Here is a 21,797-nt window from a genome sequence, read left to right on the forward strand (position 1 = left end):
TTCGCACGACATCACGCTCGCTGCTTTAATTCGGAGCCGGATTGGATAGTATCGTGGCTCGCCCGAGGAGAAGCTGTGCCAATGAGCGTCCGCCCGCCGCAATCCTTCATACAATCGCAGCAGAATGCAAACGGCTTCCACGTCCTCGAATACGAGCTGATGTCGGAACGCGCCGATGCGCTCGGGCGTCACGGGCTGAAGGTGGAGACAGCACTTGCCGCGCTGAAGGGTTGGACCGCCGACCGCCAGAGTGCCGAGGAACGCGAGACACTTCTCAATGCAGCCTCCGACGCCGTCTGGGCCTTCTTCATTCAGCGTGAGATCTGCGGGCTCAGAAACAACCGCGACGCCATTCAGCGCTACGGCATCCCGAATGAAGTGATCGCGAGATTGGGCGTGGTGCGGAAATAACGCGTAGCGACGGCGGAGGCCGCTCCCTTCCCTATTGAGTGGAAATCAACGGCGCAGAAAGATATGGCTTGGTGCAGAACCAGGCGAAAGGGAATTGTGATGCCAAGCTCAATCCGGATTGGAAACCAGCATCTCACCGTCGACGTCTCGTCTCTGGGTGCCGAGATGCAGGCGCTCGCCACCAGCGACGGGCGCTCATGGCTGTGGACGGGTGACGCAGCCTTCTGGACCGGACGGTCGCCGATCCTGTTTCCGATCGTCGGCAAGGCGCCGGACGACAAGATAGCAATCGACGGCACGATCTATCCGATGGCTCAGCATGGTTTTGCCCGCCGCAGCGAATTCGCGCTTGCGGCATCCACCGCGACGATGTGCCGATACGAACTGGTCGCCTCGCCGGCCACCCGGGCGGTCTACCCATTCGATTTTCAGCTGGCGGTGACCCATGCGATCGAGGGCCGCGCGCTGACGGTGACGGCAGAAGTCACCAACCGCGATCAGCGGGCGATGCCGTTCGGGCTCGGATTCCATTCGGCCTTTGCCTGGCCGCTGCCGGGTGCCGCCGGGCACGACCATGTCGTTACGCTCGACAACAAGGGCGAGCCGCCGCTCGTGCGGCTGCAGGGTGGCCTCATCAATCCTGCGCCGCTGCCCTCGCCATTCGAGGCCGGCCGGCTGGTGCTCGATCACGCAATGTTCGATGAGGATGCGATGATCTTTCCGCAAGGGGCAGGCGAAGGCTTAACGTATGGCACAGAAGGCGGGCCGACCATGCAGTTCCGGCTCGAAAATCTGCCCAATCTTGCCCTGTGGACCAAACCGGGCGCCCCCTTCCTCTGCATCGAACCCTGGCATGGAACGGCCGCGGAGGCTGGACGTTCGAGCGAACTTTCGAAGCGGCCCTCCACGACTACCCTGGCACCGGGTGCGGTCGCTCGCTTCGCCTTTACCGTCGAGATTTTACAATAGAAGGCCGCGCGCCCGACAGGGCGCACGAGGGAGGCTTTTGCAGCTGTCGCGGTGCCGTTGTCAGTGCGCGCCGGCACCACCGCCGGCCCGCGGCTTTTGGGTAAGCAGCAGGGCGACGGCAGCAATGGCAAGAACCACGCCGATGACGGCGAAGGTATCGGCAAAGCCCAGGATCAGGGCCTGGCGCCTGACGATCTGAGCGAGAGCGACAACGGCCTTCTGCCCGGCGAGAGCGGGGTCGGAAATGCCGTGCTGCATGAAATAGCCGGTCGTTTGCGCCAGCCGGTCGCGGACTTCATCACGTGAGAGCGTGACCGACTGGCCGATGATGTTGGAGTGGAACTGCTCGCGTTTGGTCAACACCGTGCCGAGCGTTGCCGTGCCGACGGCGCCGCCGAGATTGCGCAGCATGTTGGTCAGGCCCGACGCGGCCGCCGCGTCCGTGGCTGCGATGCCGGCGGTGGTAATGGCGGTGATCGGCGTCAGCACCAGTGCCTGGCCGATGGCGCGGACGATGTTCGGGATCCAGAACTGGTCGCCCGCGGTATCGGCCGAAAGCGTAACATTCATGAAGCAGCTAATCGCGAAGATCGAGATGCCGAGGAAGCCAATGTAACGCGCGTCGAAGCGCTTCATCATCATCGGAACGAGCGGGATCAGCAGCAGCTGCGGCAGACCGGTCCAGGCCAGCACCATGCCGATCTGCTCGGCATTGTAGCGCTGAACCTGGCCGAGATATTGCGGCAGGATATAGACGGTGCCGAAGAGGGCGACGCCAACCAGCACGTTGACGGCAACGCCGATGCCGAAATTTCGCTGCGTCAGCAGGCTGAGCTTGACCAGCGGCTTCTTCACGGTGAGCTCGATCCAGATGAAGGCGGCAAGAAAGACGAAGGCGAGGATGCTGAGCTTGACGATGAAGGGCGAGGAAAACCAGTCCTCCTTGTTGCCTTCTTCGAGAACCGTCTGCAGCGCCGAGAGACCGATCGCCATGGTGAAAATACCCGCCCAGTCACCTTCCCTTAACAGGCGGAGCTGCATCGGCTGCTTGTCGAGCGTTATGGCCAGCGCTACGGCCATGACGGCGCTCGGGATGGCATTGATGAAGAAGATGGTCTGCCAGCCATAGTTTTCGGTGAGGTAACCGCCGATGGTCGGGCCGATTGCCGGTGCGAAGGTGACGGAGAGCGCGAAGATCGCAAGGCCGAGCGGCTGCTGTGGTTTCGGCAGCTTGGTCAGCACCATGGTGAAGGCCATCGGGATCAGCACGCCGCCGGCAAAACCCTGCAGGCCGCGCAGCACGATCATCGTGCCGAGATCATGGGCGAAGGCGCAGGCGATCGAAAACAGTGGAAACAGGATCGAGTTGACGAGGATATAGCGGCGGAACGAAAACACGCTGCTGAAATAGGCCGTCAGCGGAATGACGACGATTTCGCCGATCAGGTAGGAGGTCGAGATCCAGGCACCGTTGTCGACGCCCGTTCCGATGCCGCCCTCGATATCGAGGAGAGAGGCGTTGGTGATCTGGATATTGAGGATCGCCATGAAGGCGCCGATCATGCCGGCGAGAACGGCGATCCATTCTCTGGTGCTGGCGCGGGGCTGCGATGTGGCGACGGCTGTTGCTGCGATGGTGGACATGACACGATCTCCTGATCCCGGCACCTATTTGCGGTCGGCATCGGCCATGGTGTCGATGCTCGGTTGAACCGACATGCCGGGACGCAGGTCGCCATCGGCGGCTTTGCCATCAAGCACGATCTTGACGGGGATGCGCTGAACGACCTTGGTGAAATTTCCCGTCGCATTGTCAGGAGGCAGCAGGGCAAATTCCTGGCCGCTTGCCGGAGCAAGACTGTCGACATGGCCGTGATAGATGCGGCCCGGGAAGGTATCGACCTCGATATTGACCGGCTGGCCAGCCCGAACATCGGTGAGCTGCGTCTCCTTATAATTGGCAATCACATAGACCTCGCTCGTCGGCACGACCGACATCAGCTGGGTGCCGGCCTGGACATACTGGCCGACACGCAGCGTGCGGTTGCCGACGGTGCCGTCGACAGGTGCGGCAATGGTTGCATAGGAGAGGTTCAACTCAGCCTGATGCTGGACGGCCTGGTCACGGGCAAGCGTCGCCCTCGCCTGGGCGAGCTCGGCATTCAGGAGATCGACCTGCTTGACGGCGGCATCGAGAGCGGCGTTGTCGCGAACGATGGTTGCCTGGGCTGCAGCGATGGCAGACGCCGCCTGCTGTGCCGTCTGAACCGGAGCATAACCGTTGGTCGCGAGATTGGCATAGCGCTTGTTGTTTTGTTCGGCAAAGGTCTCATTGGCCTTGTCGACCTCGACCGTGGCGCGGGCGGCGGCAATCGTCGAGTGCTGAATATCGAGCGACGCCCGCTTGGCATCGAGCACCGCCGCAGCCGCAGCGACATCGGCCTTGGCCTGGTCGAGCGCTGCGCGGAAGTCGCGATCGTCAACGCGGGCAAGCGGCTGGCCGGCCTTGACCAACTGGTTATCGCTGACCAGCACTTCGGCGATATAGCCGGACACTTTCGGAGCGACAGTCGTATTGTCAGCCTTCACATAGGCGTCGTCGGTCGAGACTTCGAAACGGCCGACAGTCCAGTAGTTGTGGCCGTAATAGCCGGCGGCGGCGATCAGCACCAGTGCCGTTGCGCCGAGCAGCAGCCCGCGCCCGCCGCGTTTGCGAACGGGAGGCTCCGAAACGACGGCAGGCTCGACGATGCGCGGCGAATTGCCGGCATCAAGGGCTGCGGGTGCGGCTTCTGCAGTGGTCTGCGGCACAGGTGCGTTGTTATTAAGGGCCTGCAGCGTGATGGACATGTCTCTCTCCTTAGAGTGGTCGCTGTCGCTACCGGCCGCGGCCTTTGAATTCAGGTGGAATACGCTTTTGGAAACTTGATATTTTCCAAAATATGTATTAGAAAACGGATGTCAACGAGAATTTGGAAAATTATGATGGTCCAAAATCACGAAATCGAGAAGAGGCCGCGAGGCCGACCGCAAGTGCGTTGCGACGACGACACGAGAAGCGTCATCATCGAGGCGGCCAACAGACAGTTCCACGAGAGCGGCTATGCGGCTGCAAGCATCGCTGCGATCGCACAAGAGGCGGGGGTTTCGACCAAGACGCTCTACCGCCTGTTTCCAACGAAGGCAGACCTCTTTTCCGAGATGGTCACGGAGCGCACGGGTCGCTTTCTCATGGCGCTTGACCCGGGCACCCTCGCCGTGGCCGATCTCAGACAGGGACTTGAACGCATGCTGATGGCCTATGGCATGCTGACGCTCTCGCTGGATACGATCACCGTCACCCGGCTCGTCATCAGCGAGTCCGACCGCTTTCCCGAGATCGCCAATAGTTTCTATGAGAAAGCCATCGTCAGAACCAATACGGTGATGGAGGACTGGTTGCGCAAGCAGATCGATCGGGGACTGGTTGCGCTTGACGATCCGCACGCCGCCTGCGGCATGCTGCGCGGCATGATGATCATGGAGCCGCAGCGCGCCTCAATGCTGCGCCAGCAACAGCCGCCTCAGATCGAGGAGATCGCTGTCAGGGCGAAAATGTGCGCCGATCTTTTTTTGAAGGGTTGCGCGCTCTGAAGCGTTGCTCAAGCTTCAGAGCGCGATGATTTCTGCTGAACGTCGCAGCAACGCACGCCGCCGAATGCCTCAGTTCGGCGCCGCGCCCAGCGCATGCAGGATGCCGCGCAGTTCGGCAAGGCCGCGCATGCGGCCGATGGCCGGGTAACCGGGGGTGACGATCTTGTCGAGATCGTCGAGCATGCGGTGGCCGTGATCCGAGCGGAACACGATGGTGTCTTCGGCACTGCGGCGGCGGTCTTCCGCAACCAGTTCCCGCAGAACCGCGACCATGTCGACATCGCCTTCCAGATGGGCGCTTTCATGGAACGTCCGGCCGTCGCCCTCGCGGGTCGTGGCGCGCAGATGGGCGAAGTGGATGCGCGAGGCGAAGCGCCGGGCGATCGCCGGCAGGTCGTTCTCGGCGCGCACGCCGAGGCTGCCGGTGCAGTAACACATGCCGTTGGCCGGCGACGGCACCGCATCGAAGAGAGCGGCATAATCATCGCCCGTCGAGGCGATGCGGGGAAGGCCGAACAGCGAACGCGGCGGATCATCGGGATGCAGCGTCAGCTTGACGCCGCGCGCTTCGGCAGCCGGCGTCACCGCCTCCAGGAATTCGATCAGATGGCGGCGCAGCCTGTCGGCGTCGATACCGCTATAGGCGACCAGCTTTTCCCGGAAGGCCGGAATGGTCAGAGGCTCGGTGGTCGAACCTGGTAAAGCCGAGGTGATGATACGGGTGATCTCGGCAATCTCCTCCTCCGACATCGCCTCGAAGACGACACGCGCCCGTTCGCGGTCCTCGGCGGAATAGTGCCGGCCCGCATCCGGCCGTTCGAGAATGAAGAGGTCGAAGGCTGCGAAACGTTCGTGATCGAAGCGCATGGCGGTGGCGCCCGTCGGCGTGACGAAATCGAGCTCGGTGCGGGTCCAGTCGACGACCGGCATGAAATTGTAGCAGACGATTGGAATGCCGCAGGCGGCGACCGCTTCGAGGCTGGCGATCCACGCCTCGATTTCGGCCCTCGCCTCCCCGCCCTTGCGCTTGACCGCGTCGGGGATCGGGATGCTCTCGACCACCGACCAGACGAGCGGCGAACGATCGCCAGGCGTGGTCTCGATCAGCGACTGGCGATCGCGCACTTCCCTTTCCGTCCAGGCCCTGCCGATCGGCACCTGGTGCAGCGACGAGACGATATTGGTCGCGCCCGTCTGGCGGACATCATCCAGCGTCACCGGTGCTTCCGGTCCGAACCATCTCCAACCTTGCCGCATTCTTCTTCCTTTCCTTGCTTTTTCGTTTCATGCCCGCCGTCAGCAGAAATAATCGGGATAACGCGAGCGCAGCTCGTCGACATCGGGAATGACGGCGCTCAGATGATGGATCATCGCATCACGTGCAGCCGTCGCGTCATGGGCGGCGAGCGCATCGCGAATGATCATATGTTCGTGCACCACATTGTCCATTCGCCCGAGCACCGGCAGCGTCAGCCGCCGCGCCCGGTCGATCTGCACCTTGACCGTCTTCAGGATCACCCAGATTCCGGGATAACCTGATATTTGTGCGATCGCCTCGTGAAAACTCTCGTCTTCTTCATGGAAGCTCGAGGCATTGCCTGTTGCGGCATGCGACCGCTGCCGGGCGATGATAGCATCGAGACGCGCGATGTCGGCAGCGGTGGCGAGCAGCGCAGCAGCCTCGACGGTCGTGCCTTCGAGCGCCTTGCGCACGACGACCGCCTCGGGAATCGCAGAAACCGGCACGCGCGACACGACGGTGCCCGACTGCGGGTAAATGTCGACCAGCCCGCCTTCGGAAAGCCTGAGCAGCGCCTCACGCACCGGCGTGCGGCTGACGCCGAAATCGTCGGCGATGCGTTTTTCCTGCAGCGCCATGCCAGGCGGCATCCGTAGCGAGACGATATTGGCATGCAGGCGCTCATAAATGGCGCCGGCCGTGGTAACCCGACGCAGCCTGCCGCCGATTGCTTGCGATGATACGACCAAAACTTCGGTTTCTGATGCCTGCGGCATAACGATACCAGGAGGGTGCGACAGTTTGGCATACTAGTATACCAGTTATCTCGCCTTGCCAACACGTGTCGCCGAGGTGACGGCATGCATCGCGTCATGAACCTTTGTTTGGAACTTAGATCGGCCGAGTTGGTTGGAATTTCCAAGGAGACGCGCATGAAAAATCCAGCACGACGCAAGACAAGCGAAACGAAGGCAGACGGTGCCCGGCCGGAATTTCCATCCGCTGCGGATGCGCGCCGACAGAAGAGAGCTCCGCAAGCCGCAAACGAAACCGACAGACGGAGCGGCGGGTCGCTGGCAGCCAACCGCGAGGAGGAAATTCGCAAAAGGGCATATTCCCTCTGGGAGAAGGAAGGCAGGCCGGAAGGTCAGCATCGGCATCACTGGACCTTGGCCGTGCATGAACTCGATGCACGGGGCGAGACCGGCAATCCTCTAAATCTCGCGGCCCTACGAGAGGCCTCGCGCGAACATACCGATGCCTTCCTCGTCAAAACGGATCTCGAAGATGCCGATCAACGCGAAGCCTCCCCCGGCACGCGCGAGCAGAGCTGAACTTCCGCCTCGAGCTAATTTCAGGAAAGGTCTCGACATGGCCGACAAACAAAACTTGAACGCCGGATTCACTGGAACACCCGCCGAGCAGCCGGAAGGATTGGCCAAAGCCGCGAAGTTGGCCGCAGATGGTGTGAAGCGCGAGGCCTACGCGGTCGCTTCCGGCGTCAGAGATCACCCGCATACCGCAAGCGCATTATTGCTCGGCACCGGCATTCTGGCATTCGGACTCGGCTATCTCCTCGGTCGATCGTCGAACGAAAATATGACACGCCGATATTGGCGCTAGCGGTGACACGTTACCAACGGCGAAGTCATATAAGCGGTGGTCTCCATGCGACCTATCGCATCATCTCCGTCAATGCTTCGCAGCCTGCCCCGCACTCCCCGAACGTGACGTCGCGCTCAACGATCTTATCCTATGAAAAACATGTGACGACCAAAGCTGCACCTCAGACGTGTTTACTGCTTAAGCTGGCCTCATGTCGGATTCCCACATTTCATGAAACCACCTCCGTCCACAGATCCTGTTGCTGGAATACCACGAGGCTTAAAGCCATAGATTGCACGCAATCCCCCGCTTGACAGGCGTGATCACGATCCTTAGCGAAACGGCATCAGCATGGTCAGGATCGGCAAGTGAAATACCTCAAACAACTGAAGATAGCAGTGCTCTATCCAGAAAATGGGGCCGGAAGCACACGTGATCGGAACAACCGCATTGCGGTCTTTTTCTTTGCAATCCTTCCCGGACTTTCGCCGAACTTTAACTTGTTTATCCTTCTCGCATCGATGGTGTGGGGCCTCTATTGTCTGGCGACGGGCAGCCTGACCTTGAACCTGTCGAAATCCGACCGGCTGGTCGGCATTGGCATGTCGATCTACCCGCTGGTGATGATCGCGAGCATCTTCGTCAATCCGCCCTACTCCGAAGAACTGGACTGGATATTCCGGCTGCTGCCTTTCTTTTCGGTCTGGCTGTTATTGCCGCGAATGCGCCGGTCTCCAGATGGCCGCCTCGTGCCGCTGTTCATCCTCGGCGCAGGTCTCGGCATGATCGTCACCTTTGTTTTCAGTCTGCTGCAGATCATGTTCCTCATGGACAGGGCAGAGGCCGGGACATCGAATGCTGCCCTGCTGGGCGTCATCGGCGTCCTTTTCGGCGGCATTGCGCTCCTCAACATCCAATCGCCCAAGAGTGTCGAGCAACGAATTGCCATACTGGGATATGCCGCCGGTCTAGGCTGCGTCTTGCTTTCGGGAACGCGCTCGGCCTGGCTTGTCATTCCCGTTCATATCGTCATTCTTCTCTGGTATTTCCGCAAACACAGTTTCCATCTGAGTTTGCGCAGCCTCGCCATCACCGGCTCTTTGCTGTTTGCGGGACTTATCGCTTTGGGCAGTGGCCAAATCCTCCATCGTATCGAGGCGCTGCAGGAAAATATGGCATCGCTCGAACGCAGCGACGGCGAGGTGACGTCGCTCAGTGCACGGTTCGCCCTTTACAAAGGCGCAGTATCGGCGATCAGCAAGGACCCATTGACGGGTTATGGCCCGCAAAACCGGATGGCTTCGGTGTTGGCGGAGCTGCCCGACAGCCTAAGGCCGCAGCTGACCTATTCGCATGTTCACAACGGCTTTCTGACTGCGGGGATCGACGCCGGCATTTTCGGCATTGCAGCGCTTTCGCTGATGCTCGCGACGCCCGTGATCGGCGCCTGGAGAAAGGAAGCCGGGCCGGGCCGGGATCTGGCCATCGCGCTCGCTCTGCTGCTCGTCAGCAGCTATGTCATAACGGGCAGCTTCGGCATCATGTTCAATCAGAAGGCCCTGGATCCGATCTTCGCCTATCTCGTCGCTCTTATTTGCGTGGATCGCGGCAGCACAGGCTTTGCGCCCGTCGTTCGAAACTGATGCATGTCACCCGAAAGGGTGCGGCGGTTCCGGGATAAACGGCACGCATAAACACAACGCGCTTTAACGTCTGTGATTGCTCAGGCGGCGGTATTGGTTTCGGCGCCGGTGAAAGCCAGATCCGAAACCTCACCTGTCGAAGAATAGCCGGAAACAAGCTCAGCCAATGTTGCACGGGCAGCGATCATATCGTTGCGATCCAATGCCGCGTTGAGCGCGTTGAGCTTTTTCAAAAGCTCCGGCCAGAACAGGAAATCCTCACGTGCCTTCATGATCCGGGGATGTTCGGTTGTCTCAGGATTATCGCCGATCAGCAGCTCTTCATAGAGCTTCTCGCCGGGCCTGAGACCGGTCACGGAAAGCTCGATATCCCCTTCGGGATTGTTCTCGTCACGGACGGTCAATCCGGAAAGCTCCACCATCTTGCGGGCGAGATCGGCAATGCGAACGGGTTCTCCCATATCGAGCAGGAAAACATCGCCGCCCTCGCCCATCGCGCCGGCCTGGATGACCAGCTGCGAGGCTTCCGAAATGGTCATGAAATAGCGGGTTATCTCGCGATGTGTCAGCGTAACGGGGCCGCCTTCCTTGATCTGCTGCCGGAACAGCGGCACGACGGATCCGGAGGAGCCGAGGACGTTTCCGAAGCGGACCATGGAAAAATTCGTTCGCAGTCTGTCGGTCGCCGATTCTGCCGCGAGCGCCTGCAGAACCATCTCCGCCAGCCTCTTGCTGGCACCCATTACATTTGTCGGACGCACAGCCTTATCCGTACTGATCAGCACGAAATTCGAGACGCCGTATTTATGCGCCGCGCGTGCCGCAACAAGCGTCCCCATGACGTTGTTCTTGATGCCTTCGACGGCATTGTGTTCGACAAGCGGCACATGCTTGTAGGCGGCGGCATGATAAAGCGTCTGCGGGCGCCAGCTCTGGATGATGTGCTCCATGCGATCCTGATCGCGGACGGAACAGAGGATCGGAACGATCTGCAGATTTTCATGCTCGTAGAGTTCGGCCAGCTTCCGCAATTCGGCATCGATATTATAAAGCGCAAACTCGTTCTGATCGATGAGGATCAGGCTGGAAGGCGCGTTGCGCAGAATCTGGCGGCATAACTCGCCACCGATCGAGCCGCCGGCGCCGGTGACCATCACCACCTTGTTGCGCATCGCCTTGTCGAGCAGCTCCTGGCGCGGCGCCACCGCTTCTCTGCCCAGCAGATCTTCGATCTCCAGCTCACGAATGTCGGAGACGGCGACCCGTCCCTGAGCAAGCGCCGTGAGATCCGGCAATGTGCGAACATTCACCCTGGCCTTGCGGATATGCTCCAGGATTTCGTTGCGCCGCTGCCGGGAGGCCGATGGCAGCGCAAGAAGCACATTGTGCACGCCAAGGGCTTCGGCAAGCACCGGAAGATCCGAGGGGTCATAGATCGGCAAGCCACCCATGACGCCGCCCTTGAGGCGCGGATCATCATCCAGATAGCCGACGACTTTGAGTTCGGCGCTGTTCGTCAGGGCAGCCGCCAGTTGCCGCCCGGCCTTCCCGGCCCCATAGATCAACACCTTCGCGAGCATATTCTGGTGAAGGATACGCTGGTAGGCATCCCCGAGCCAATAGCGGATACCCAATCGCGACAGCCCGATCCCGATCAGCAGCAGGAAAGGCTGGAGAATGCCGACGGTTCTCGGAACACCCGGCACGCTGAGAGCGGTAAATATCGTCATGAAGGCGAAGCCGTAGATCGCAATCGCCTTTAAAACAGTAATGAACGCAGCCAGATTGGCATAACGGAAGATCGCCCGATACATGCCCATGACGATGAAGATGGGAAGGGCCATGCACAGCGAAACGAAAACCGGCAGCCACTGCACGCCGGTCAGCACCGTCCATTCGTTCAGCCGGAAGCAATAGGCCAGCCAGATCGTCAGAACACAAAAGCTGGAATCCACCAGCAAAGCCAGAGCGCGTTTGGCAACCCGCGGCATCGCCAGCAAAGGGGCGACGAGCGCTTGCATCGGCACCAACAACCATCGTGAGCGCGATGTCTCAGAGGGAGAATTTTCGGGCATCGCTTACCAGCGTCTCGCAGATCTACAGACAACCACCTTCTTGTCGCTTTCTGCAACGAGCGCAACTGAAATAATCGGAAATCAAGGTCTTCCGCACCGCTTATCTATCAGAAGTAGGTAGCCTAATGCCTATTACCTTCTGACAAATACCTTGCCGCTGCTGCTGGATTCAGGCTGGCGGAGCGCGGGGGAGAGAGCTTAGTCTCGTTGTCGCAGTCTCACGTCAACCGAAGAGATCGACGATGCCCATTTCGCCGGCCCGGCCGAAGTTACATGGGGGTTGCACTCGTTCGGCCGTTTCCATAAACACGATCCAAAGATTGTATCGAAAGACGATGTGAAAAAATGACAAAAACCGCGCTGATTACTGGGGTGACTGGTCAGGATGGTGCCTATCTGGCCGAATTGCTTCTGAGCAAGGGCTATACGGTGCACGGTATCAAGCGGCGGTCCTCGTCTTTTAATACCGGCCGCATCGAACACATCTATCAGGATCCGCATGAGACACATCCTCGCTTCATTCTCCACTATGGCGATATGATCGACTCGACCAACCTGTTGCGGATCGTGCAGCAGACGCAGCCTGACGAAATCTATAATCTTGCCGCACAAAGCCATGTGGGTGTCAGCTTCGAAACGCCTGAATATACGGCGGATGCCGATGGCGTCGGGACGTTGAGGTTGCTCGAAGCGATCCGTATCCTGGGGCTGCAGGAAAAGACTCGGTTCTACCAGGCATCGACCTCGGAGCTCTACGGTCTTGTGCAGGAAGTGCCGCAGAGCGAAAAAACGCCGTTTTATCCGCGTTCTCCCTATGCGGCAGCCAAGCTCTATGCCTATTGGATCGTCGTGAATTATCGCGAGGCCTATGGCATGCACGCATCCAACGGCATTCTTTTCAATCACGAAAGCCCGCTTCGTGGCGAAACCTTCGTCACTCGCAAGATCACGATGGCAGTGGCTGCCATCCATCTGGGTCGGCAGGATAAGCTTTTCCTCGGCAATCTCGACGCCAAGCGTGACTGGGGCCACGCGCGTGAATATGTCGAAGGCATGTGGCGCATGCTGCAGCAGGACACGCCGGATGACTACGTCTTGGCGACGGGTGAGACCACGAGCGTCCGCCAGTTTGTCGAGTGGGCTTTTGCCGACGTGGGCATTGCATTGGAATGGAAGGGGTCCGGCGTCGACGAAAAGGGTTATGACTCCGCGTCCGGTGCGTGCCTCGTCGAAGTCGATCCTCGTTATTTCCGCCCGACGGAAGTTGACCTTCTGCTGGGTGATCCGACCAAGGCACGTCAGAAGCTGGGCTGGCAGCACAAGACCCCCGTTCGTGAACTCGCAGCCGAAATGGTGCGCGAAGATGTCAAGCACTGGAAGGCTCTAAACGGCCGGAAAGAGATCTGAGTGTACGACTTGTCCAACAAGAAGATCTGGGTTGCCGGTCATCGCGGTATGGTCGGCAGTGCTCTTGTGCGCCGGCTTCAATCCGAGGGCTGCAACGTCATCACGGCCACGCGCCGTGAGGTCGACTTGAAGCGGCAGGACGAGGTCGAGAAATTTGTTGAAGCAAACCGACCCGACGCGATTATTCTCGCCGCTGCCAAGGTTGGCGGTATCCTCGCCAATGACAGCTATCCCGCAGAATTCATCTATGACAATCTGATTATCGAAGCGAATATCTTCGAAGCTGCCCATCGGGGCGGAGTGGAGCGGCTGCTGTTCCTGGGGTCGAGCTGCATTTATCCCAAGCTTGCCCCGCAGCCGATTCCCGAAGAGGCGCTGTTGACCGGTGAGCTCGAGCCGACCAACGAATGGTACGCGATCGCCAAGATCGCCGGTATCAAGCTTGCGGAAGCCTATCGTAAGCAATACGGCCGGGATTATATTTCGGCCATGCCGACCAATCTCTATGGCCCGGGCGATAATTTCGACCTGAATACCAGCCACGTGCTGCCGGCCCTTATCCGCAAGGCGCACGCTGCGAAACTTCGCAAAGACCCGCACATGGAGGTCTGGGGCACTGGAACCCCGCGCCGCGAGTTTCTGCACGTCGACGACTGCGCCGACGCTCTGGTGTTTCTTCTCAAGACATATTCCGGTGCGCAGCACGTCAATGTCGGCTCGGGAACAGATCTCGAAATTATCGAATTGACGCGTTTGGTCTGCCGCGTTGTCGGTTACGAGGGGGAGATCATTCATGACCTTTCCAAGCCCGACGGCACGCCGCGCAAGTTGATGAGCAATCAGAAACTGCAGGACATGGGCTGGAAGCCGCGCATCTCGCTCGAGGATGGCATTGCAGCCACTTACGCCTGGTTTCTGGAATTCGAAAATACATCCGACCCGGCGGTCTGATATCAGGCCGGGGGAACCAGTATTTATTCCTGGGTCGATCTCCGCGACACAGACGGTGTCGACGGGCCGGCGCCCAGGCAGCATAGGGGTGAGAAGATTGCCGCTATCTCGGGAGGGATCCATCAGCCCATTGACGGCAGCACGTTTCCTGTCCAGAGCCGCTCGAACACGGCAAGCCGCCCGGGAAATCTTCGCCGCCTGGATTCAATAATGCTCGATCAGTGAAATTGTTGGCTGGGGAACCTGGACTCGAACCAAGATTAACGGAGTCAGAGTCCCCAAACGCAATTTGATAACGTTTCCGATTTTCTCCAACTACGGAGAAATCGCAAGATGGAAAATCAAAGCCTTACGGGCGAATTTCCAACTGAAAAAGTGTCCGAAGCGGCCCTCTGGCTGAGTAGGAACGCGGACACGATCAAAGGCAATCCGCTCCTCGAATTGATGTCGCGCTTTCATCTCAGCGTGCTCGACGCCGCCGAGGCGTCGCGGCGCGCTCACCGTCTCAGATATGCGGCGGGGCAAACGGTCGCCTCATCATGACGGTCGCATCCGATCCCTTGAAAATGCTGCAATGGATCCTGGCCGATCATCCCGGTGAGGCCGCGGCCGAATTGCGCGCGGCCGTCGAGCGTGTGCTCGATGGCACCGAGTCGAGCCTCGACCGCGCCCTCGGATTGAAGCCCGCAGCCGGTCAACGTAGCTGGCGAACGACGGCCGCGCTCGAGGAGCGCAACCGTCTGATATGCGAGACCGCCACCACATTTTTTCCCGAAAATACGAGTCGCGAAAAGGCGGAAGCCATCGCCGCCGGCCTTGAAAGATTTCGTTCTGGGGCCGATTGGCAGGGTTGCAGGACGCGCGAGATTTGCCCTTATCCACAGGGCATCAAGGCAAATTTCTGGCGAATTCTCAAGGCCTTCGACCGCAATTTGAGCGCCGCCACGGTGCGCGCAGTGCTGGCTAACGAGCTCGGCCTATTCGTTAGCCAGCAGATGCCGGATGATTCTTCCAACGATCAGTAACGAAAGGTTTTCGCAAATGTCGAACTTCAATGCACCTGGCGATCTGCCGAGCGGCGACATCCGCTTTACAGGGCATCATGTGGGTACGGACAGGCTTCCTCCAAGCGCCCAGGAGGCCTTGGAAGCGCTTCGTGAGCGTGTCAGCGATGTGTACGATCTGGTGGAGGCTGCCAGCCGGAAGCGGGAACGGGCGCGTGCAGATCGCGACGAGGCCGAACGGATCTTCAAAAACATCGCCGTGACGCACCGACTGCAAGAGGGCCATTCGAAGTATGACGAACTGAAGGGCAGGTTCGATAAGGCGCACAAAAATTTCATTGACGTCCAGGACAGAGGAAGCGGCCTCAGCGAAAGATGGCAGAGTCAGAAGCGTCTACTGACCCGGGTGGAAACTTACGTCAAACTGCTTCGGTCATCCGCCAATCAGGCGCCGTCGCCCTCGATGAAGGTCCCGGCGGCCGACCGGCTGCTGCTGGACATCGACAAACAGCGAAACGAAATCGCCACCCTTTTCGCCGACCGCCATGAAACTTTGTCCAAAGCGACTCCTTCGGCTGAGATCAAGGCAAGGGCGCGCGCTGAGATCGAGGAGATGGCCCGTCGCGGGCGGCCCGACGTGACGCGCATGGTAAACCATGGCCCGGGCGAGGGCGTGGCCTGGCCCGATTACGAGGCGATCGGTCGTGGATCCGGTATGGGTGTGCCGCTTCCGGGGGACGTCGGCTTCACACGCTTCATCCAAGCTGCGCACCTGCCGCTGATCGCATGGTTATTCAAGGATCGCCTCCTGGATGCCATCAATGCGGAAATAGACGCGAATTCCGAAGACGATCAAGCCCTCTCTGTTGAGCAGCGCGTCAAGAAGCTGGCCGAAATCGATGCACGCATTCTCGCGGCCGAGCGGATCGACGTGGCGCTGGTGCGGCATACCGGCGGCGCGGTCGACTATCGCGAAGAAACCGACCCGCGCGCTTTGCTCGGCATCGAAGGGCCGGCGGCGGACGACGATTGAGGTTCCATGGGAGGAGGTTTTTGCTTCCCTCTTCCGCACGCCCAGCCGGCGGTGGTGTGTACGCGAAACAACACCGGCATTGGTGGCGCTCGTGTCGCGATTGCGCGAGTGAGCCATTCGGACGAAGGCGGCGGTTTGAGACGCCGCCGCCTTCGATCAGCAGATCAGATAGTGACAGCTTCAAGCATATGATTTTTCGAGGAAATGCGGCAATGAGCATCAAAGTTATGACTATCGTATGGAGCCGAGCGCCCGTCAAAAGCGGCGAGCTGCTCCTGCTGCTTGCGTTGAGTGACAACGCGGACGACAACGGCGTTGCCTTTCCGTCTGTCACCTACTTGGCCAGCAAGGCGCGAATGACGCCCAGGAATGTGCAGCTTTGCTTGAGCAACTTGGAGCGTTCTGGCTTCATACAGATTGTTCCTCGCGGCGGTCCTTCCGGGGCCAACAAGTACCGCGTGAACCTGAAACTTTTGCGCGATCTGCCTGATGAATATGTGACCACCAAGGGTGGTGATGACGCGGAAGGGGGTGAAGTGGACTTCACCCCGAAAAATTTTCAGGGGGGTGAAGTGGGCTTCACCGGGGGGGTGAAGTGGGCTTCGCCAGGGGGTGAAGTGGGCTTCACCCAAACCGTCAATAACCACCAATTAACCTCTCAAGGCGCGCAGGAGCGCGCGAGAGAGGATGAAATTTCGGATGAGGATGATCGAGCCGATCGCAAGGCAGTCAAGCGGGCGTTCCAGCGACTGGTCGATGGTTGGCCAGGTTTCGCTGGTCTGTCGCTAGAAAGTGCTGAGCGAGCCTTCGGCAAGCTGACGGCCGAGGACCGCGACGCTGCGCTTCGGATGCGCGATCCGTGGCTGGCGCTGCTTCGGAAGAACGGCAAGGATCACACGCCGGCGCCATCGACCTACCTTCGCGAGCGGCTGTGGGAGGCGGTGCCGCAACAGCAGCCGAGCGAGGGCGAGCATGTCGTGGCGGCACCGTTCGGCAAGCAGTGGACGGTCCACGTGCTGCGACTGTTGTCGAGTGCGCCCGTCGAACCTCCTGCACCAACGGCCTTCCAACGCCAGCAGATCGCCGCCGGCGGTGTTGCCGGCCACCGTGTAGTGCTGGAGCGGCTGTCACGCTTCGGCTGGCCGCGCGTGAACTCCGTGCTGGAGCGGGCCGCCGAGGGCAAGGGCGTGAGCATCACGCGGGAGGAGGCGCAGGACCTGCCTGAGACGCACGCGGTCGCGGTGGATTCGCCGGACTTCCATCACTGGCGTAGCGCCTTCGACCAGAGGGGATGGCCATGGCTGAAGGTGCCGCACGGCGTCAAGGTCATCTGGTTTCCTATCGACGGACCCCAGTCCCTGCAGTCGGCGGGTCCTCCCCAGCAAAAAGCGCAAAGCGGGTAAGGCGGCAGCGCAGTCCAAACGACTATGTATGCCGCAGAGCGGCTTGACGATGTCATTATTGTTACCTTTGCCTTGTTGAGGTTGAACGAAATGAGAAAGCTGACTGAAGCAGAAATGGCAGACGTGATGCGGGAACATCCGCTCCCCGCCGATGTGGCGGACGTTGTCCTTTCGCAGGTCGATATGGCTGATCACCTCGGCGTGTCGCTGCCGACGATGCGGGGATATCTCCGGCGCGGAATGCCGTTCGTCAGCCGCGGTGGATGTGGAACCCAGTGGCAAGTCAGGCTGTCGGAGGCGTCGGCCTGGCTGGCATTTTTCAAGAAACTTGAACGGCAGAAACACACGCGCGCTGCAGCTGTCGCCTCCGCGAAGGCGGCGCTAAGGGCAGCACGCAAAAATTGAGGAAGGGGCATTTCGATGAACGTATTGAAAAATGGAGAGCTTTGGCTCTATGGCACCGTCGGCCTCGGCGTGACGGACGAGGAGGGGTTCACGGCGATCAACGTGCGCGATGCACTCGCCGAGATCGGCGGCCAGGACGTCACTGTTCGCATCAACTCCCCGGGTGGTTGGGCTGACGAGGGCATCACGATCTATAACAACCTTCGCGCCCATCCGGGAAAAGTGACGGTTCTGATCGAAGGCATCGCGGCATCCGCCGCCTCGATCATCGCCATGGCGGGGCATGAGATCGTCATGCGAACCGGCACATACATGATGGTCCACGAACCTTCAGGCTTGACCTGGGGCAATATCCAGGATCACGCCAAGATGATCGAGCAGTTGGACACGATCAACCGATCGATGGCCGATATCTACGTGAAGCAGACCCGTCGGCCCAAAGCTGAGATCCTGCGCGAGCTGGCCGACGAAACCTGGATGGACGGCGCTCAAGCCGTGCAAAAGCGCTACGCCACCCGCGTGACGGACGCTCGCGCAGTCCAGCCGCCGGCATTCGCCTGGAGCACCTATAGGAACACGCCGGCAGCGGTCTCCGCATCCGGATCCAGGCAACAGGCGCGCGGTTTTCAGGATGCGATGGGGCGCATAGCCGCGGTGAGAAGCGCCAAAGCCGAACGTGACGTGCGGATCGCCGCATTCATTCGCGAAAATCTGATCGGACACGAGAACCGTCCGGACGTGGCGTCGCTGCTGAACAGCATTCAGGAAGAGGCACCAGAAGCGTACTCGATGGCCAAAGCCACTGGGCCTCTATCTCCGACGAACGTCGTGAAGGGGCCGTCCAGTTGGGATGGCGTCGTCGATCGCGTGAACAAGGCAAACAACTGGTTCTCCGTTCATCCGAATGCAGGGGAGAAGTGACCCATGGCACGTAAAACCATAAAACAGCGCATCGCCCTCGACGGCGGCAAGGAAATGGAGGCGCAGCTCAAGCAGCTCGGCGCCGCCGGCGAGAATGCCTTCGACAGGATCAGCAAGGCGGCCGCCCAGGCGGATTTCGCCAAGCTCGGCCAGAGCCTCAGCGCCTTCAGCGGCAGCCTGCAGACCATGGGCAAACGCCTGGCGCTCGCCTTTGCCGGCGTGACGACGGCGACGACGGCGGCGGCGGCCGGTCTGGCCAATATCGCCAAAAGTGGCGCCGAAGCGGCCGATGCGGCCGGCAAGGCTGCCCAGGCGGCCGGCCTGCAGATCGACGCCTATGGACGTCTGGCATTCGCCGCCGAACAGAACGACGTCGCCGCCGATGCGTTCGGCGCGGCGATGTCGAGGCTGAATAAGGCGCTTGGCGAGGTGCAGGACGGCACCAAGGGGGCGAAAGACAAATTCACCGCGCTCGGCGTTTCGGTCACCGACTCCCATGGCAAGCTGAAGCCGACCGAAACGATCGTGCAGGACCTCGCTGAAGCATTTTCGAAGATGCCCGACGGCGTCAAGAAATCGGCGGCAGCAATCGAAATCTTCGGCAAGTCGGGCGCGTCGCTCATTCCCTTCCTGAATTCCGGCCGCGACGGGCTGATCGATGTGGGCAAGACGGCCGAGCGGCTGGGCATCGTCTTCACCGACGCGCAGAAGGAAATCGGCGACGCCATGGGCGATACGCTGGATGAAGTCGCGAAAGCGACGACCGGACTTAAAAACCAGGTCGGCCTGCTGTTCGCCCCGACGATCACCGCGGCGGCCGAGCGGCTGCGCGACGTGCTGATCGCCAACCGCGACGCGATCCTCGGCTTTGCCCGCAGCCTCGCCGACACGGCGCTGCCGATCGTGCAGGATTTCATCTCGGCGCTCGCCGGCGACGACAAGGCGGTCAAGAACATCTGGATCCTTCAATGGCGCGACGCGGTCGTCGATTTCGGCAAGTCGGCCAAGTCGGCGATCACCGACATCTTCGTGCCGGCCATGCAGGGCTTCAAGAAGGTGCTCGACACGGCCGCCGATGGGATTCGCCTTTTCACCGGCATCAACATCGACGGCACAATGCTGGCGATCGCGGTGGCGGTCGGGCAGGCAAGCGGCGCTTTCCGCGTGCTTTATGCCGCGATCGTCCTGGCGAAGGATGCGTTGATCCTGCTGATGCGCAATCCGATCCTGGCGGCGGCAACAGCCGTCGCCGCGGGCATTGCGCTCTGGGCGACGAGGACCGATAGCGCGACGGCGGCGATGGAGCGGCACAAGGGCGTCGTCGACGATGTCGATGAGGCTTATCGCCGGGTCGGTCTGAAGATCGCCAACATGGCGAAGGACGAAAAGAACCAGCGGTTGATCGATCTGCGGGAGGACCTGAAAACGGTCGACAAGGAATTGCCCCAGGCGCTGGACAAGCTGAAGAGCGACCTGGCGCAGTGGTTGAACTCGCTTCCGCATGCCGCCGATCCGATGATGGCGATCGTCAAGTCATTCGTGGACGGCGGGCGGTCGCTCGAGTCTTTCACATCGGCGATCCGCGAAATGGGCGCGGCCAATCCGGAACTCGGCAAGCTGGCGCAGCAGATCCTTGCGGCAACGAAGACGTCGGAAGGGCTTTCGGCGGCCGGTGTCGAAGTGCGCGACAAGATCGCCCTGTTGACCGGCCAGATGAGCGATGCCGCGTTTATCGCCAAATACTTCGGCGGCCAGGTCGCAGCAACGGCGGCAGACACCGAGAAGGCGGGAACCGCTGCGGCGGACACCCAAAAGAAGGTCGAAGCGCTCGGCAAGACGATCACCGTGCATTCCTCGGATGGCGGCAAGCCGGTGCAGCAGACATTCGATCTCGTCGACGGCGTCGCCAAGGCGGCCGATGCCAGCAAGCAATCGCTCGACGGCGTGTCGGAAAGTGCTGCCAAGACCGGCGAAAGCGTCGCCAAGGTCAAGGATGACATTTCGAACCTGATCATCCATGTGCCCGACGAGCTGAAGGGACAGCCGACCGTCGCCGATGCGATGACGCAGGGTCTGTCCGACGTTCCTGCCGCAGCGAAGGCTGCGGCCGACGGCGTCATTGCCGAAGTCTCGCGAGTGCCGCAAGCCGTGTCTGGCGCGCTTTCGGGCGGCGTCCAGCAGGGCCAGGGCGATCCGGGCGCCGGCGGCGGCGGCAGCCAGCAGCAGGCGCAGCCGGCGGGCAGTATTGCCGACACGCTGGCAAAACCCTTCGAGGAGGCGCGCGATCGGATCGCGACGGCGCTGACCGCCGTGCCGACAGCCGTGACCACGGCGCTGCAGACGGTGCAGACGGCCGTGGCCGAGGGCGGCGCCGCGCTTGGCGATGCGCTTGTTACACCTTTCGAGAATATGGCGAGCCGCATTGCCGAGATCCTCGAGCGGATGACGACAGCCGTGCAGGCGCAGTTCGACGCGATGCTCGCCTCGGTGAATTCGGCAGTGTCGCAGCTGCAGAGCGCCGTCGCTTCGCTCGAATCGCTGGCGACGCGAGCCGCGGCGGCAGCTGCGCGGGCGCGATCGGCGACGGCAAATGCCGGCGGCGATGGATTGGCGACCGGTGGCCTGGTCGGTCGTTTCGCCGGCGGCGGGCGCGTCTCCGGTCCAGGCTCCGGAACGAGCGACAGCATCCTGGCGCGGCTCTCCAATGGCGAGTTCGTCATCCGAAAAGCTGCGGTCGACAAATACGGGTCGGAATTTCTTGCGGTGCTCAACAGTGCGCGGCTGTCCGGCGCGCAGCTTCTTTCCCGGCTCCGACAGGGCTTCGCAAACGGCGGCCCTGTCCTTTCCGGTATCGCGACGTCACTCACCACCGGCATGAGCATGCCGTCGCTGGTGCCGGCATTCGCCGACGGCGGAGCCGTTGCATCAGCCGGCGGCCGGCCGATCAATCTGACGATCGAAGGCCAGACTTACGAGATGATCGCGCCCGATGACGTCGCCGATCGCCTGGCGAAGCATCAGGGCCGGCAGGGCCTGCGCAAGGCCGGCAAGAAACCGAGCTGGAGGTAATTATGGGCATTGGGAAATGGGCCGGCCG

General features: G+C 60.8%; 20 protein-coding genes. 15 read left to right on the plus strand and 5 right to left on the minus strand.

Annotated features, from left to right (window positions below):
- The first annotated feature begins 81 nt into the window (after nt 1–81).
- A complete protein-coding gene (locus BBJ66_RS05705; RefSeq protein WP_049733200.1) occupies nt 82–411 on the plus strand; it encodes a DUF6665 family protein in 330 nt (109 codons plus the stop codon).
- 99 nt (nt 412–510) lie between these two features.
- Complete coding sequence (locus BBJ66_RS05710; RefSeq protein ID WP_071085546.1) at nt 511–1,380, plus strand: aldose 1-epimerase family protein; 870 nt, start codon at nt 511–513, stop codon at nt 1,378–1,380.
- A gap of 60 nt (nt 1,381–1,440) precedes the next feature.
- Here the strand turns inward: BBJ66_RS05710 and BBJ66_RS05715 are convergent, their stop codons facing one another.
- Both BBJ66_RS05715 and BBJ66_RS05720 read right to left on the minus strand, forming a co-directional pair.
- Nucleotides 1,441–3,024: a DHA2 family efflux MFS transporter permease subunit gene (locus BBJ66_RS05715; RefSeq protein ID WP_049733202.1), complete on the minus strand. Its 1,584-nt coding sequence runs from the start codon at nt 3,022–3,024 to the stop codon at nt 1,441–1,443.
- A 24-nt stretch (nt 3,025–3,048) separates the two neighbouring features.
- On the minus strand, nt 3,049–4,230 hold the full coding sequence (locus BBJ66_RS05720; protein WP_049733203.1) for an HlyD family secretion protein: 1,182 nt from the start codon (nt 4,228–4,230) through the stop codon (nt 3,049–3,051).
- Nucleotides 4,231–4,365: 135 nt separating this feature from the next.
- Here BBJ66_RS05720 and BBJ66_RS05725 point away from each other — a divergent pair, with 135 nt between their 5' ends.
- Nucleotides 4,366–5,013 carry a TetR/AcrR family transcriptional regulator gene (locus BBJ66_RS05725; RefSeq protein ID WP_049733204.1) on the plus strand — a complete coding sequence of 216 codons (648 nt, stop codon included), beginning with the start codon at nt 4,366–4,368 and terminating at the stop codon, nt 5,011–5,013.
- A gap of 69 nt (nt 5,014–5,082) precedes the next feature.
- On the opposite strand, the gene uxuA is transcribed toward BBJ66_RS05725, so the two are convergent.
- Complete coding sequence (gene uxuA, locus BBJ66_RS05730; RefSeq protein WP_071085548.1) at nt 5,083–6,270, minus strand: mannonate dehydratase; 1,188 nt, start codon at nt 6,268–6,270, stop codon at nt 5,083–5,085.
- Nucleotides 6,271–6,309: 39 nt separating this feature from the next.
- Nucleotides 6,310–7,029 (minus strand): GntR family transcriptional regulator, encoded by a 720-nt coding sequence (locus BBJ66_RS05735; protein ID WP_049733206.1) that lies wholly within the window; start codon nt 7,027–7,029, stop codon nt 6,310–6,312.
- Nucleotides 7,030–7,185: 156 nt separating this feature from the next.
- Here BBJ66_RS05735 and BBJ66_RS05740 point away from each other — a divergent pair, with 156 nt between their 5' ends.
- The 3 genes from BBJ66_RS05740 to BBJ66_RS05750 all read left to right on the plus strand — a co-directional run bounded on the left by BBJ66_RS05740 (nt 7,186) and on the right by BBJ66_RS05750 (nt 9,501).
- Entirely contained in the window at nt 7,186–7,587 is a 402-nt protein-coding gene (locus tag BBJ66_RS05740) for a DUF2934 domain-containing protein (RefSeq protein WP_071085551.1), read from the plus strand.
- A gap of 37 nt (nt 7,588–7,624) precedes the next feature.
- Nucleotides 7,625–7,876 carry a hypothetical protein gene (locus tag BBJ66_RS05745; RefSeq protein ID WP_071085553.1) on the plus strand — a complete coding sequence of 84 codons (252 nt, stop codon included), beginning with the start codon at nt 7,625–7,627 and terminating at the stop codon, nt 7,874–7,876.
- A gap of 350 nt (nt 7,877–8,226) precedes the next feature.
- Nucleotides 8,227–9,501 (plus strand): O-antigen ligase family protein, encoded by a 1,275-nt coding sequence (locus BBJ66_RS05750; RefSeq protein ID WP_071085555.1) that lies wholly within the window; start codon nt 8,227–8,229, stop codon nt 9,499–9,501.
- 80 nt (nt 9,502–9,581) lie between these two features.
- On the opposite strand, the gene BBJ66_RS05755 is transcribed toward BBJ66_RS05750, so the two are convergent.
- Nucleotides 9,582–11,576 (minus strand): polysaccharide biosynthesis protein, encoded by a 1,995-nt coding sequence (locus tag BBJ66_RS05755; RefSeq protein ID WP_071085557.1) that lies wholly within the window; start codon nt 11,574–11,576, stop codon nt 9,582–9,584.
- Between the two features lie 345 nt (nt 11,577–11,921).
- Here BBJ66_RS05755 and gmd point away from each other — a divergent pair, with 345 nt between their 5' ends.
- The 9 genes from gmd to BBJ66_RS05800 all read left to right on the plus strand — a co-directional run bounded on the left by gmd (nt 11,922) and on the right by BBJ66_RS05800 (nt 21,769).
- Nucleotides 11,922–12,983: a GDP-mannose 4,6-dehydratase gene (gmd, locus tag BBJ66_RS05760; protein ID WP_071085559.1), complete on the plus strand. Its 1,062-nt coding sequence runs from the start codon at nt 11,922–11,924 to the stop codon at nt 12,981–12,983.
- Nucleotides 12,984–13,934 (plus strand): GDP-L-fucose synthase, encoded by a 951-nt coding sequence (fcl, locus tag BBJ66_RS05765; RefSeq protein ID WP_071085561.1) that lies wholly within the window; start codon nt 12,984–12,986, stop codon nt 13,932–13,934. It abuts the gene before it with no gap.
- A 333-nt stretch (nt 13,935–14,267) separates the two neighbouring features.
- Nucleotides 14,268–14,477 (plus strand): hypothetical protein, encoded by a 210-nt coding sequence (locus BBJ66_RS05770; RefSeq protein ID WP_071085563.1) that lies wholly within the window; start codon nt 14,268–14,270, stop codon nt 14,475–14,477.
- Nucleotides 14,474–14,959 carry a hypothetical protein gene (locus BBJ66_RS05775; RefSeq protein ID WP_071085565.1) on the plus strand — a complete coding sequence of 162 codons (486 nt, stop codon included), beginning with the start codon at nt 14,474–14,476 and terminating at the stop codon, nt 14,957–14,959. The genes BBJ66_RS05770 and BBJ66_RS05775 overlap by 4 nt, the downstream gene beginning before the upstream one ends.
- Nucleotides 14,937–15,971, plus strand: a complete 1,035-nt coding sequence (locus BBJ66_RS05780; RefSeq protein ID WP_128146129.1) for a hypothetical protein — start codon at nt 14,937–14,939, stop codon at nt 15,969–15,971. The genes BBJ66_RS05775 and BBJ66_RS05780 overlap by 23 nt, the downstream gene beginning before the upstream one ends.
- Before the next feature lie 212 nt (nt 15,972–16,183).
- On the plus strand, nt 16,184–17,374 hold the full coding sequence (locus BBJ66_RS05785) for a helix-turn-helix domain-containing protein (RefSeq protein ID WP_071085568.1): 1,191 nt from the start codon (nt 16,184–16,186) through the stop codon (nt 17,372–17,374).
- A 24-nt stretch (nt 17,375–17,398) separates the two neighbouring features.
- The gene (locus tag BBJ66_RS05790) at nt 17,399–17,779 is read left to right on the plus strand and encodes a hypothetical protein (RefSeq protein ID WP_071085570.1); all 381 of its coding nucleotides are present in this window, start codon (nt 17,399–17,401) and stop codon (nt 17,777–17,779) included.
- Between the two features lie 15 nt (nt 17,780–17,794).
- Entirely contained in the window at nt 17,795–18,700 is a 906-nt protein-coding gene (locus tag BBJ66_RS05795; RefSeq protein ID WP_071085572.1) for a head maturation protease, ClpP-related, read from the plus strand.
- Nucleotides 18,701–18,703: 3 nt separating this feature from the next.
- Nucleotides 18,704–21,769 (plus strand): phage tail tape measure protein, encoded by a 3,066-nt coding sequence (locus tag BBJ66_RS05800; RefSeq protein ID WP_071085574.1) that lies wholly within the window; start codon nt 18,704–18,706, stop codon nt 21,767–21,769.
- Nucleotides 21,770–21,797: the final 28 nt, after the last annotated feature.

The sequence above is a fragment of the Rhizobium sp. RSm-3 genome (genome assembly GCF_001854685.1).
GTDB classification, from domain to species: domain Bacteria; phylum Pseudomonadota; class Alphaproteobacteria; order Rhizobiales; family Rhizobiaceae; genus Rhizobium; species Rhizobium ecuadorense.